10 protein-coding genes are annotated in these 12,042 nt (G+C 58.0%); 1 reads left to right on the forward strand and 9 read right to left on the reverse strand.

Annotated features, from left to right (window positions below):
- Complete coding sequence (locus FHC49_RS01090) at positions 1-4,947, reverse strand: alpha-2-macroglobulin (RefSeq protein WP_220438306.1); 4,947 nt, start codon at positions 4,945-4,947, stop codon at positions 1-3.
- A gap of 203 nt (positions 4,948-5,150) precedes the next feature.
- Here FHC49_RS01090 and sseA point away from each other — a divergent pair, with 203 nt between their 5' ends.
- Entirely contained in the window at positions 5,151-5,996 is an 846-nt protein-coding gene (gene sseA, locus FHC49_RS01095; protein WP_220438307.1) for a 3-mercaptopyruvate sulfurtransferase, read from the forward strand.
- Between the two features lie 68 nt (positions 5,997-6,064).
- Here sseA and sseB read toward each other — a convergent pair whose 3' ends face one another.
- The 8 genes from sseB to iscU all read right to left on the reverse strand — a co-directional run bounded on the left by sseB (position 6,065) and on the right by iscU (position 12,034).
- Complete coding sequence (gene sseB, locus FHC49_RS01100; protein WP_035891377.1) at positions 6,065-6,841, reverse strand: enhanced serine sensitivity protein SseB; 777 nt, start codon at positions 6,839-6,841, stop codon at positions 6,065-6,067.
- 117 nt (positions 6,842-6,958) lie between these two features.
- Positions 6,959-8,245 carry an aminopeptidase PepB gene (pepB, locus tag FHC49_RS01105; protein ID WP_220438308.1) on the reverse strand — a complete coding sequence of 429 codons (1,287 nt, stop codon included), beginning with the start codon at positions 8,243-8,245 and terminating at the stop codon, positions 6,959-6,961.
- Positions 8,246-8,297: 52 nt separating this feature from the next.
- Positions 8,298-8,498, reverse strand: coding sequence for a Fe-S cluster assembly protein IscX (iscX, locus tag FHC49_RS01110; protein ID WP_185668888.1), 201 nt, complete (start codon positions 8,496-8,498; stop codon positions 8,298-8,300).
- 9 nt (positions 8,499-8,507) lie between these two features.
- Positions 8,508-8,843 carry an ISC system 2Fe-2S type ferredoxin gene (gene fdx / locus FHC49_RS01115; RefSeq protein ID WP_035891374.1) on the reverse strand — a complete coding sequence of 112 codons (336 nt, stop codon included), beginning with the start codon at positions 8,841-8,843 and terminating at the stop codon, positions 8,508-8,510.
- Position 8,844: 1 nt separating this feature from the next.
- Positions 8,845-10,695, reverse strand: a complete 1,851-nt coding sequence (hscA, locus tag FHC49_RS01120) for a Fe-S protein assembly chaperone HscA (protein WP_220438309.1) — start codon at positions 10,693-10,695, stop codon at positions 8,845-8,847.
- Between the two features lie 15 nt (positions 10,696-10,710).
- Positions 10,711-11,226 carry a co-chaperone HscB gene (gene hscB / locus FHC49_RS01125; RefSeq protein WP_185668886.1) on the reverse strand — a complete coding sequence of 172 codons (516 nt, stop codon included), beginning with the start codon at positions 11,224-11,226 and terminating at the stop codon, positions 10,711-10,713.
- 79 nt (positions 11,227-11,305) lie between these two features.
- The gene (gene iscA, locus FHC49_RS01130) at positions 11,306-11,629 is read right to left on the reverse strand and encodes an iron-sulfur cluster assembly protein IscA (protein WP_035891367.1); all 324 of its coding nucleotides are present in this window, start codon (positions 11,627-11,629) and stop codon (positions 11,306-11,308) included.
- 18 nt (positions 11,630-11,647) lie between these two features.
- Positions 11,648-12,034, reverse strand: coding sequence for a Fe-S cluster assembly scaffold IscU (gene iscU, locus FHC49_RS01135; protein WP_005120408.1), 387 nt, complete (start codon positions 12,032-12,034; stop codon positions 11,648-11,650).
- Positions 12,035-12,042: the final 8 nt, after the last annotated feature.

Genomic DNA, 12,042 nt, shown 5'->3' on the forward strand with positions numbered 1-12,042 from the left:
CTACGGCACAACGATCAGCATATCGTCAGCCGCCCCAACGGCGCGCCAGCCTGGTACATACATAGACTCAACCTGCGACGGCGGCACGCGGTAGGTTCCCGGCATCACCGCTCGAGCCAGATAGACCAGCGTGACCGGCTGATTCGCGCTGACGGCAACCGCCGCCACAAAGCGATCGTCACGGAACTCCATATGCTGGATATCTGCCTGCTGCATCTGGTTGAGCCACTCCTGCACTGCGGTGCCGTTGTCCTGCAGATTGGCGCTGCTGTTCGCAAGATTCTGATTTTCCAGCTCTAGCCCCGCTGGCAGCATATCGACAACCAACGCGTCTGGTACGTTTTGACTGGCGTTAACATCCAGCTTCACCAGCACCAGCTCGCCGCTGCGCAGGGAAGAGAGCGATTTACGCTGCCCGTCGGTACCGTAAAACTGACGCTCGATGTGCAGCACATTGCTGGACGCCGCAGGCGCATTTTCCGGGTATCCGTTGCTATCCAGGCGTAGCCACAGCGGCTGTTCGCCTTTGTTGGTCACCGTCAATGTAGAAAGCTGATCGCCGTCAAGATTCCGCGTCAGGGCCTTTTCTCCTTGCAGCGGCTGGCTTTCAAACGAGGTCTGCGCCTGCCAGTTGCCGGGGAGATCCAACACGCCTTTCGCCGCCAGGAACAGCGCATTGTTCTCCTGGGTTGACAGCCAGCGCTCGCTGAACGCCTGTTCAGAGAGCGTCTGCAGCAGCGTGTTTTGCGCGTCCGGCAGCAGCTTGTTCTCTTCCAGCAGCGAAAGCATCAGTGCGTTATCGCGAAGCGCGCTGCCGTAGTCCGCCAGCCAGCGTCGCTGATCCTCACGTTTGGTGGTGAGCGAAAGCTGGATAGCCTGTTCGCTACGTGGCGCATCACCCATTGCTTTTAGCGCAATGCCTAGCTGCATTAACGGCAGGCCGGAACCCACCTGAGCGCGACGTTCCCACAATTCGCGCAGCGCGCCAAGCGGCGCTTTTTGCTGCCGCGCCAGCACCAGACCGGCATAGGACTGAATGGCGAAGCGGCTTGCCGCGTTATCATCGGTATAGCGTACGCTCATCAGCCCCGGCTCCTGCAAGTAGCGCAGCAGACGATTGTTACCGTTGTTAATCGCCTCTGCCGGTACGCTATAGCCCTGCTCGCCCGCGCGCACCAGGAAGTCCATCACGTAGGCGGTCAACCAATACTCTTCCGGCCCGTTTTTATCCCACAGCGCAAAGCCGCCGTTATCTTTCTGCATTTGCAGCAGGCGCGAGATACCGATATCGACCGCTGCACGGCGTTTATCGTCACTATCACCCACGATACCCAGCGTTTTCAGCTGCGCGGCGTTGGTATACAGCTGCGGGAAGAGGCCGCTGGCAGTCTGCTCAAGACAGCCGTACGGATAGGCTTTGAGTTCGCGGATATAGCGCGCCAGATTCAGCGGCGGTTTGCCGCTCAGCAGCAGTTGCCCCTGTAGCGTGACCGGCGAGAAGTTCAGATGCTGATTTTCCGGAACGTTCCAGCTTTCACCCGGTTGCAGCACCGCACCGCTATTGACGGTTTGCGCCGGATAGGCCGGACGCACGCCGATTTTCCACTGTTTGTGGAGATCGGCCAGGGTTTCTCCTGGCAACGTCATGCCCGAAACGCTTACGCTGATCTCGCCGTCACCAAAGCCTTCACCTGCGCTAACCGGGACAAAAAGCGTGTGACGCACGCCCGGCTCTAACGTGACCGGTTCCGGTGGTGTACTTTTCAGCTGCAGCAGACCATTAGCCACTATCTGCACGTTGAGCGTCTGCGGTTTGTCCGTCAGGTTAGTGACGTCCAGCGTCAGACGCGCGCTGTCGCCGCCGGCCATAAAGCGCGGCGTATTCAGTTCAACCACCACCGGCGCAGCGACCACGACCTTCGACTCGCTGCGGCCAAAATCTTCCGCCGTCCACGCCTGCGCCATCACTCTCAGCTCGCCGTTAAAATCGCCGATAGGCAGCGTAATGGTGCCCTCGCCGTTCTCATCAAGCGTTACCGGCTGCGCCTGTTCGGCAATAATGGTGACGTGGTTCACCGGCGGTTTGCCGCCACGATTAAGCTCATCACCATCGCCGCCAAAGCGCAGGCTCGCCAGTCTCCCCGGGCCTTCAATTACCTGACCGTAGATGTCGTAGATATCCGCACCGTAGCGTTTCTGACCAAAGAACGCCTGCCATGGATCGGGGGTGGTGTAGTCGGTAATACTCAGCACGCCGCTATCGACCGCTGAGAGCAGCACGTTTACTTGCTTCGGCGTATCACCCTCTTTGCGATTCACTTTAACCTTGACGGTCAACGGCTGGTTTGGACGCATTTTCTGCGGCCCCTCCAGCGTTACATCCAGACGACGCTGTTCATCGCCTAGCGGCAAATGCAATACGCCCACCGCCCGCTTCGGCGTAGCAGAGCGAGATTTATCCCCCGGGCGCACCACCAGCGTGCTGAGATAGAGGTCGTGACGATTCCAGCTTTTATCCACCGGAATGGTGAGATCCAGCCCTTCGGCCGGAACGTTAATTTCCTGCCACCATAGCGGACCGTCGCTGGACTCCACCATCGCATAGCCTTTGCCTGCTGCCGGAGCAGCAACGTGCAGCTTGATGGTATCGCCAGGACGGTAGCTCGGTTTATCGAGTTTCAGCGTCACGCGATCCGGGCGCGCCGCGCCGCTACCGTCGCTGTTGTCCTGCCAACTATAGCCTGCCCAGAAACGCACGCTGCTCACCGCATCGTTCGGTGCCTTCACTTCTAATCGATAAGCGCCCCACTCCACCGGGAAGCTGACTTTGCCGGTTTCGTCGGTTTTCAACGCCAACGTCTCTTCACCTTCGACCAGATCTTTTTGATCAAAGCGGGACTGCCAGCCGTCGCTTTCCGACCAGTTCCAGTAGTAATCGCGGCGTTCGCGAATCAGCCGAACCTGAAGATCGGAAACGGCCTTTTTTTCACCCTTGGCATCGGTGTAGACGATATCAAACGCCGCCTGGCTGTTTTCTTCAACGATCGGCTGATTCGCCGTGGTGTCAGTGCGGTAGTCATAGACCGCCTTACTGGCGAACTGCGGGCGAATACCCGGCAGTTCAGAGGCTGGCCAGATGGCCTGCGTGGCGCGGCGAGTGACTGGACGACCGCCGGACTCAAGCAGGCTGGCCTGTAGAATCACCTGCAGCGGCGAATGCGTTTCCTGCCACTGGCTAGCGGTGGTCACTTCGCCGTGACCTTTGGCATCCAGCGTCAGATTCATTTCATCAAGGCTGCGGGTGGTGTTTTGTTCGGCAATATCGCCAAACTGAAAGCCCGGCAGCGCGGCAACGGCCTCGCGCAGCGGGCGTAAAAACAGTTTCCCCTGCAGGCTATTGCCGTTAGCCGGTGCGCCGTAAAGATAGTAGCCCGACACGTCAAACTTCACGTCATCACTCGGTGCAAGCGGCGTCGGCTGCGGCGTCAGGTTGAGCGCCATACGTTCAGGCATAAAGTCTTCGACGTGGAAATCCCACTCGCGCGGCTGGTTATCGCCGGTGTTGGCGCGAATATGCCACATGCCGGTTGCCGCACTGCTATCCAGCGGATAGGTAAACTGATAGAGACCGTTCACCGGCTGGCTGACGACGCTGCGGATCACCTGCCCGTCAGGTTTCACCACCTCAAGTTTCACCGGCTGTTCCGGTAACGCTTTGCCGTCGCCATCGCGCAGCAGGCCGTTGAGGATCACCGTTTCGCCAGGACGATAAAGATCGCGCGGGCCAAACATAAAGAACTGTTTGCTGAAGCCAGGGTCACCTGCAACGTTAAACTCCGCCAGGTCGAGCGCCGGCAGTTTGAGATCAAGTAAGGTGGTTTGCCCTTCTTTGCGCGCCAGCAGCAGCGCAGCCTCTTTGTCGGTTTTCAGGACCGCATGTCCCTGAGCATCGCTGGTCGCCTGCGCCAGGGTTTGCCCTTTGTCGTTGAGCAGCGTGAGCTCAACCGCCGACTGGGCCCCGCCGTTTTCCAGGCTTTGCGTGAATACGTCAAGCTGGTTGTGATAACGGTGCAGCGACACGCCAACGTCGCTGAGAGTAAAGAGCGTAGCAGCATTGCTGTAGCTGTACTGGCCTGCCGGATTCATCACCGCGATATAGACGCCGGACTGCTGCAGCGGCGCAATATCTTTCAGCGGCAGCAGCAGTTTTTCCCGCGTGTTGCGTGCCGGGTTAAGGTCGAAACGTCCGGTGTAAACCAGATCCGCCATTTTCAACAGTTCGTCAGACTCCCAGTTACTGAGCGAGCTGCGGTACTCCCACTGGCTGACAAACGCCGCCAGCGATTCCGGCTTCACGCGGAAGAAGTTGACGTCTACATGCGGCACGTTAAGCACCATTACCGGCAGCCCGTCCACCACTTTGCCCGGCAGCAGCGAGCCACGGCTGGCGAAGCCAACGCTTGGGGCAATATCGCGGGTGGTCAGCGTTTTCTCCACGCTGGTGCCGAAGGTGGCCTTATTCAGCGCAGCAAGCTCTGGGTCAACGGTGACAATCAGGTCGCGCTTCGGCTCCAGATGACGCAGACGCAGCTCTTTCAGATTCGGCGCCAGCTCCCAGGCTCCGTCCACCTTGCCGCTTTTCTTATCCACCACGTGGACGGTCTTGCTGAAATCCTGCTCGGGATTGAGCGCAATAGAGAACGTCAGCACCAGCGTTGCCGCGCCGTCGAGCTGAACCTCTGAGGCATCCAGCAGCGTGAGCGCTTTACCCTCGCTCTGCTGGGCAAGTTTCGCCAGCTGTGCGGCATCCGGTTTAACCGGCGCAACGTTTTGCGACGCCGTCGAGGACGCGACGGGTTTGACATCCTGCGCTTTGTCGCTGTTATCGCACCCGGACAGGAGCGAGGCGGCCAGCATAGCAAGCACGGCTAAACGGAACGGTTTCATCCTTATAACCTCTGACGTTAAGTCTCTATTTCGTTAATTGACATAGTATTATGTGCAAACGTGACTTTTACCAATAGCACGCTCATTACAGAGCCGATTTTCAGATTTCATATATAGCCTTAATCACAACCGCAGCGTTGCTAACTTGTCAGCTCTCCGGAAAACATCGACAATTCCTCTACGATTGCAAATGGAGGCACTCAATGACCACCTCTTTCTTTGTCGCCGCCGATTGGCTGGCTGAACACATAAACGATCCGGCAATTCAAATTATCGATGCGCGAATGGCGCCTCCCGGACAGGAACACCGGGATATGGCGGGTGAGTACCGTGCAGGCCATCTGCCCGGCGCGCTGTTCTTTGATATTGAAGCGCTCTCCGACCACACCTCGACGCTGCCGCATATGATGCCGCGCCCGGAAGCTTTTGCCGTCGCCATGCGCGAACTGGGCGTGAGCAGCGACCGCCATTTAGTGGTGTATGACGAGGGTAATCTGTTCTCCGCGCCGCGCGCGTGGTGGATGCTGAAAACCTTCGGCGTGGAAAACGTCTCTATTCTGGCGGGCGGCCTTGCAGGCTGGCAGCGCGATGAACTGCTGCTCGAGGAGGGCGATGTTGATGCCGGTGAAGGCGAGTTTGAGGTTAAGTTTAACGCCCACGCCGTTGCACGTCTGACCGATGTACTGCTGGCAAGTCATGAACGTTCGCAGCAGATTATCGATGCGCGCCCAGCCGGTCGCTTTAATGCCGAAGTGGATGAACCACGCCCTGGCCTGCGTCGCGGCCATATTCCCGGCGCGCTGAACGTGCCGTGGAGCGAACTGACTTTCAACGGCGAGCTGAAGACCACCGACGAGCTGGAAATGATTTTTGCTCGCCAGGGCGTAGACCTTAATCAGCCGATTATCACCAGCTGTGGCTCAGGCGTGACGGCAGCGGTGGTTCTGCTGGCGCTGGAGACGTTGGGGGCAAAAGAGGTCGTGCTGTATGACGGTGCCTGGAGTGAATGGGGCGCGCGCGACGATTTGCCGATTGAGCCTCAAAAGTAACGACGGGGCCGTGCCATCCCGGGGTCGGCGTGAACGCCTCGCCCGGGCTACCATAGAACCGGATCGGCTCAAATGATTCGGTTCTGCTTAAAATCACGCAGGAAGCTGCCCCAGCGTTTTTCATAGAACGGCGTGATATGGGCGAGCATAAAGTGGCTGATGCCCTTCTCGCCTTCCACCACCTGACAGATATCAATCGGTTCATCACCCGGTAAGGTGTCGGTCGCTACGCTGCCCGCGGCGTGAATAATCTCTTCGATATCCCCTTCCGCTTCAATGCCAATCAGCAGGTTCGGCTGTTCGTCCGCACGCTCTTTAATGGAGCAGATAAACGCACGCTTCACCGTTTTCAGGGTTTTGAACAGCGTGGTCAGCGATTCCACCATCTGGGCCGGTGGCTCTGCAACTTCAGAGAGCAGCAGCGCGCTGCCACCTTCCAGCACTTCCTGCGTGCTGAGCGGGTTGCCCTCTTCACCAATCAGGTGGCTGATTTCACGCGGGGTAAACTCTTTGCCGGTCGGCAGCTTCGCGTTGAGGAACAAGGTTTCGCCAAGCGTCATTTCAAACAGCGTGCGCACCGGCATAACCACAAATGCCTGCTCGGTGGTGACCGCTTCTTTCAGGGCTTCCAGCGAGGTGAAGAACGGGATGACGGAGGTGCCGTCGTCTTTTTCCCAGTGCTGTAATTCTAAGGCGCTGTCATCAACAACCTGCTGGTCATCGGCTGCGCTGCCGGGAACCCAGACGGTGGACTCCAGTAAAGTGCGGAAAAAGGCTGGGCGATGAGCAGGTTCGGTTGCCGCCTGTTCCAGCAGCGTTTCGAGTTCGTTTTTGCTTTCAGACATAGTGCTTCCAGAAGGTGTGAATACCCCTCACCCCGGCCCTCTCCCCAAAGAGGAGTGGGAGAAAACCGGACGGTCCCCTCTCCCCTTTGGGGAGAGGGTTAGGGTGAGGGGAAAAGATTACTCGGCGGTCAACAGATTCGCGATAGTCCGCACACCCAGCCCGGTGGCACCCGCCGACCACTGCTCAACGGCAGATTTGCGGTAAGTGGCAGAGCAGTCGATGTGCAGCCAACCCTGGTGGTAGTTTTCCACGAAGTGGGACAGGAAGCCCGCCGCGGTGCTTGCGCCTGCCGGGTAGGCTGCGCTGCCGGTGTTGTTCAGCTCAGCAAAGTTAGACGGCAGCTGGTTGCGGTGGAACTCGGCCAGCGGCAGACGCCAGAAGGCTTCGTTTTCCGCACTGGCGCTTGCCAGCAGACGGTTCGCCAGCTGGTCATCAAAGCTAAACAGCGCGTGGTAATCGTTGCCCAGCGCGGTTTTGGCCGCCCCGGTCAGGGTTGCCGCATCGATGATAAGCTCTGGCTTCTGCGCGCTGGCATCAATCAGGCCATCGGCCAGCACCAGGCGACCTTCTGCATCGGTGTTCATCACTTCCACATTTTTACCGTTACGGTAGTGGATGATATCGCCAAGCTTGAAGGCGTTGCCGCTGATCAGGTTATCCGCACAGCACAGGTACAGTTTTACGCGCTTGTTCAGGCCGCGGGTAATCGCCAGCGCCAGCGCACCGGTCACGGTTGCGGCACCACCCATATCGGACTTCATGGAGTCCATGAACGCGCTCTGTTTGATGCTGTAGCCGCCGGAGTCGAAGGTGATACCTTTACCGACCAGACAGGCGTAAACCGGCGCTTCTTTATCGCCCGTTGGGTTGTAGTCCAGCGCCAGCAGAACCGGTGGACGTTCGGAACCACGGCCCACGGTGTGCAGGCCCGCGTAACCCTGCTCACGCAGATCTTCGCCTTTGGTGATGCGATAAGAGACGTTGTCGCATGCCACGCCGCACAGCAGGTCAACCGCGCGCTGCGCAAGCTGCTCTGGGCCCAGCTCTTCCGCTGGGGCGTTGATGGTGTCACGTACCCAGTCAATGTAGGTCAGACGGTTGTCCAGTTCCTGGCGCTGCGCATCGTCCAGCTCAGGCCATTCAACCTGACGAGCGCCTTTCGGCCCTTTGTAGCCCGCCCAGAAAGCCCAGGCGAGGTCGACGTTCCAGCCTTCGCCAGACAGGTCAACGTGCTTGATGCCCATGCCGTCAATTTTACGCGCCGCGCGCTGGATAAGGCCCGCGTCGTCGCGGCCGGTCAGGTGCAGGACAATACCTTCATCATTAATGCTATAGGCCGCTTTTTCACCCCAGCGCGCATCGGCTGGCTGAGTAGAAAGGGTAATTTTCATGGCTTGTGTCATTTTTTTATCCTTATTAGCAAACGGGCCGCCGATTGGCAGCCCGTGATGTGACTTATTCTGCTTCATCCAACCAGACTAGCAGAATTGCCTCAAGGATTTTTTCATTTGATGCCTGAGGGTCATCATCAAAATCTTCGAGGTCGCAAATCCACTGGTGCATGTCGGTGAAGCGCACCGTTTTCGGATCGGTATCCGGGTAAGCATCGTACAGCGCTTCGCCGATTTCGCGGCTGTCAGTCCACTTAAGTCCCATACTATCCTCTTAGTGCTCGCGCGCGTGGTTAATTGTGTAACGCGGAATTTCGACCACCAGGTCTTCATCCGTGACGCGGGCCTGGCAGCTCAGGCGGCTATCTGGTTCCAGCCCCCAGGCTTTATCCAGCATATCGTCTTCGTCTTCGGTGCTTTCTGGCAGCGAGTCGAAACCTTCACGCACGATGCAGTGGCAGGTGGTGCAGGCACAGGATTTTTCGCAGGCGTGTTCAATCTCGATACCGCTACGCAGCGCAGCATCCAGAATGGTTTCACCGGTCTCAGCTTCCACAACGATGCCATCCGGACACAGGTCCTGATGTGGCAAAAAAACAATCTTTGGCATATTAAACCTCGTCCACGGATTGGCCTTTCAGCGCGACACGGACGGATTGGTCCATGCGGCGAGCGGCGAATTCCTGGGTTTGTTTATCAACGTTTTTAATGGCTTGTTCTATGGCGTCAGTGTCATTACCCTCGGCAACCGCACTCAGCACGGCGGCAGCCTCGTCAATCTCCTGACGCTCTGCGGCGCTTAACAGCGCGGCATCAGCGGCCAGCGCGCTGTGCAGGCTTTCCAGCACGCGAGCGGCTTCCACTTTCTGCTCTGCCAGCATACGTGCTTTCACGTCCTGCTCGGCATAGCTCATGGAATCCTGAATCATGGTGGCGATTTCGCCATCGGTCAGACCGTAGGACGGCTTCACCTGAATAGAGGACTCAACGCCGGTGGATTTCTCCATGGCGGTGACGCTCAGCAGGCCATCGGCGTCCACCTGGAAGGTTACGCGAATGTGCGCGCCGCCAGCCGGCAGCGCCGGAATCCCGCGCAGCGCAAAACGCGCCAGTGAACGGCAGTCCTGCACCAGTTCACGCTCGCCCTGCATCACGTGGATGGACATCGCGGTCTGTCCGTCTTTGAAGGTGGTGAACTCCTGCGCGCGAGCCACTGGAATGGTGGTATTACGCGGGATAACCTTCTCGACCAGGCCGCCCATGGTTTCGAGGCCAAGAGAGAGCGGGATCACGTCGAGCAGCAGCATTTCGCTGTCCGGCTTGTTGCCGACCAGAATATCCGCCTGCACGGCGGCGCCAATGGCGACCACTTTATCCGGGTCGATAGAGGTCAGCGGCGTACGGCCAAAGAACTCGCCCACGCGTTCACGCACCAGCGGTACGCGGGTTGAACCGCCGACCATGACTACTTCCAGCACCTCTTCGGCTTCCACGCCTGCATCTTTCAGCGCGCGACGGCAGGCCAGCAGTGTGCGCTTCACCAGCGCGGAAATCAGGTCGTTAAACTGTTCGCGGGTTACCTCGCCTTTCCAGCCAGCGACCTCAACGGTCACGCTATCGGCATCGCTCAGGGCGATTTTGGCGGCGATGGCGGCGTCAAGCAGTTCGCGCTGTACGCGGTTGTCGCTGCGATCGGCAATGCCCGCCTGTTCGCGGATATGGTCGGCCAGCAGGTGGTCGAAGTCGTCGCCGCCCAGCGCAGAATCCCCGCCGGTAGCCAGCACTTCAAACACGCCGCGGCTCAGGCGCAGAATCGAGATATCGAAGGTACCGCCGCCCAGATCGTAGACGGCAATCACCCCTTCCTGACCGGAATCGAGGCCGTAAGCGATAGCCGCGGCGGTCGGTTCGTTCAGCAGACGCAGTACGTGCAGGCCCGCCAGACGCGCGGCGTCTTTGGTGCCCTGACGCTGTGCATCATCAAAATAAGCGGGAACGGTAATCACCACGCCATCCAGCTCGCCTTCAAGCGTTTCGGTGGCGCGAGCCGCCAGCGCTTTGAGGATATCGGCCGAAACGCGGATTGGGTTCAGTACACCGGCCTTGGTCACCAGCATTGGCAGGCCGTTTTCGCTTACCTGGAACTGGTACGGCAGATGTGGGTAGCGCGTCTGGATATCCGCCAGCGAGCGGCCCATCATGCGTTTTACGGAGCTGATGGTATTAGCGGGGTCAAGCGCGGCGTTGGTGCGCGCATCGTAGCCGACCACGTGGCCCTGCTCCTGATAGTGCACAACGGAAGGCAGCAGGTGACGCCCCTGATTGTCGGCCAGCGTTTCCGCCTGGCCGCTACGCACGGTAGCCACCAGGGAATTGGTGGTGCCTAAGTCAATGCCCACCGCCAGACGACGCTGGTGCGGCGCGGCGCTTAGACCCGGCTCACTAATTTGTAATAAGGCCATGTTAAGCTTCCAGAATCAGAAATCGAGCAGCTTTTCTTCGAGTAATTCAGCGCTGCTTTGGAGTTTATCGAGAAAACGCAGTTTACGGACGGTATCCGCCGCCGCTTCCCACGTTTGCGAATCGAGTTCCGCCACCATCTGCTGCTGGCGTTGGCTATACATTGCTTTGATGCGTTTGATAAGCCCTTCCAGGCGGTCGGTATCTTTTGCCTGTTCAATCTCGTCCAGCTCTTCACGCAGTTCCAGCTGTTCCATCAGGAACGCGGTATCGCGCACGGTGTGCTGTTCGGAGGCAAGATCAAACCCGTGCAGGGAGAGCAGATATTCGGCGCGCATCAGCGGGTGACGCAACGTTTGCCAGGCCTGGTTGATGTTCGCAGAACGCTGGACCGCTGCGAGCTGTTCAGCGTCGCTGCCGCTAGCAAATCGGTCGGGGTGGTTCTGACGCTGCAGGTCCTGGAATCGTGCCGCGAGGGCCTGAGTGTCTACGTGATAACCGGCTGGCAATCCAAAGAGAGTGAAGTAATCCATGACGATCTCAGGGTTAACTATTTAAAACAAACCCCACGCACAGCGATGAAACCATGGGTGGGGTTGGCAGGACTCAAAATCAGACGTTAAAGCTTTCGCCGCAACCGCACTCGTCTTTTACGTTCGGGTTAGTGAATTTAAACCCTTCGTTCAGACCTTCTTTCACGAAGTCGAGCTGCGTGCCATCAAGAAATTGCAGGCTCTTACCGTCGATGACAACCTTCACGCCTTTGTCTTCGAAAACGGTATCTTCTGCCGCCGGCTCGTCAACAAATTCCAGTACATAGGCCATACCTGAACAACCGGACGTTCTCACGCCAAGACGCAGACCAAACCCTTTACCGCGGTTTGACAGGAAGGTATTGACTCGCGCTGCTGCACTGTCGCTTAAGGTAATCGACATAAAAACCTCAACTCTTAATTATTTTGCTTCACGTTTGCTTTTGTAATCCGCAATAGCGGCTTTAATCGCGTCTTCTGCCAGGATAGAACAGTGAATTTTCACTGGTGGCAGTTCAAGCTCGTCTGCGATATCGGTATTTTTAATGGCCTGTGCTTCGTCCAGGGATTTCCCTTTTACCCACTCGGTGACGAGGGAGCTGGAAGCAATGGCGGAACCGCAGCCGTAGGTCTTGAAACGCGCGTCTTCAATGATACCTTCATTGTTGACTTTAATCTGCAACTTCATCACGTCGCCGCAGGCCGGAGCACCGACCATGCCGCTGCCGACGCTTTCGTCGCTGTTGTCGAAGGAACCTACGTTACGTGGGTTCTCGTAGTGATCGATTACTTTTTCGCTGTAAGCCATGATGAATT

This window comes from Kluyvera sp. EC_51 (genome assembly GCF_019584505.1).
Lineage (GTDB): Bacteria > Pseudomonadota > Gammaproteobacteria > Enterobacterales > Enterobacteriaceae > Kluyvera > Kluyvera sichuanensis.

Bases quoted from the DNA above. Each gene is read 5' to 3' on its own strand.
- FHC49_RS01090 (WP_220438306.1), bottom strand. From the start codon at position 4,947: ATGAAACCGTTCCGTTTAGCCGTGCTTGCTATGCTGGCCGCCTCGCTC.
- sseA (WP_220438307.1), top strand. From the start codon at position 5,151: ATGACCACCTCTTTCTTTGTCGCCGCCGATTGGCTGGCTGAACACATA.
- sseB (WP_035891377.1), bottom strand. From the start codon at position 6,841: ATGTCTGAAAGCAAAAACGAACTCGAAACGCTGCTGGAACAGGCGGCA.
- pepB (WP_220438308.1), bottom strand. From the start codon at position 8,245: ATGACACAAGCCATGAAAATTACCCTTTCTACTCAGCCAGCCGATGCG.
- iscX (WP_185668888.1), bottom strand. From the start codon at position 8,498: ATGGGACTTAAGTGGACTGACAGCCGCGAAATCGGCGAAGCGCTGTAC.
- fdx (WP_035891374.1), bottom strand. From the start codon at position 8,843: ATGCCAAAGATTGTTTTTTTGCCACATCAGGACCTGTGTCCGGATGGC.
- hscA (WP_220438309.1), bottom strand. From the start codon at position 10,695: ATGGCCTTATTACAAATTAGTGAGCCGGGTCTAAGCGCCGCGCCGCAC.
- hscB (WP_185668886.1), bottom strand. From the start codon at position 11,226: ATGGATTACTTCACTCTCTTTGGATTGCCAGCCGGTTATCACGTAGAC.
- iscA (WP_035891367.1), bottom strand. From the start codon at position 11,629: ATGTCGATTACCTTAAGCGACAGTGCAGCAGCGCGAGTCAATACCTTC.
- iscU (WP_005120408.1), bottom strand. From the start codon at position 12,034: ATGGCTTACAGCGAAAAAGTAATCGATCACTACGAGAACCCACGTAAC.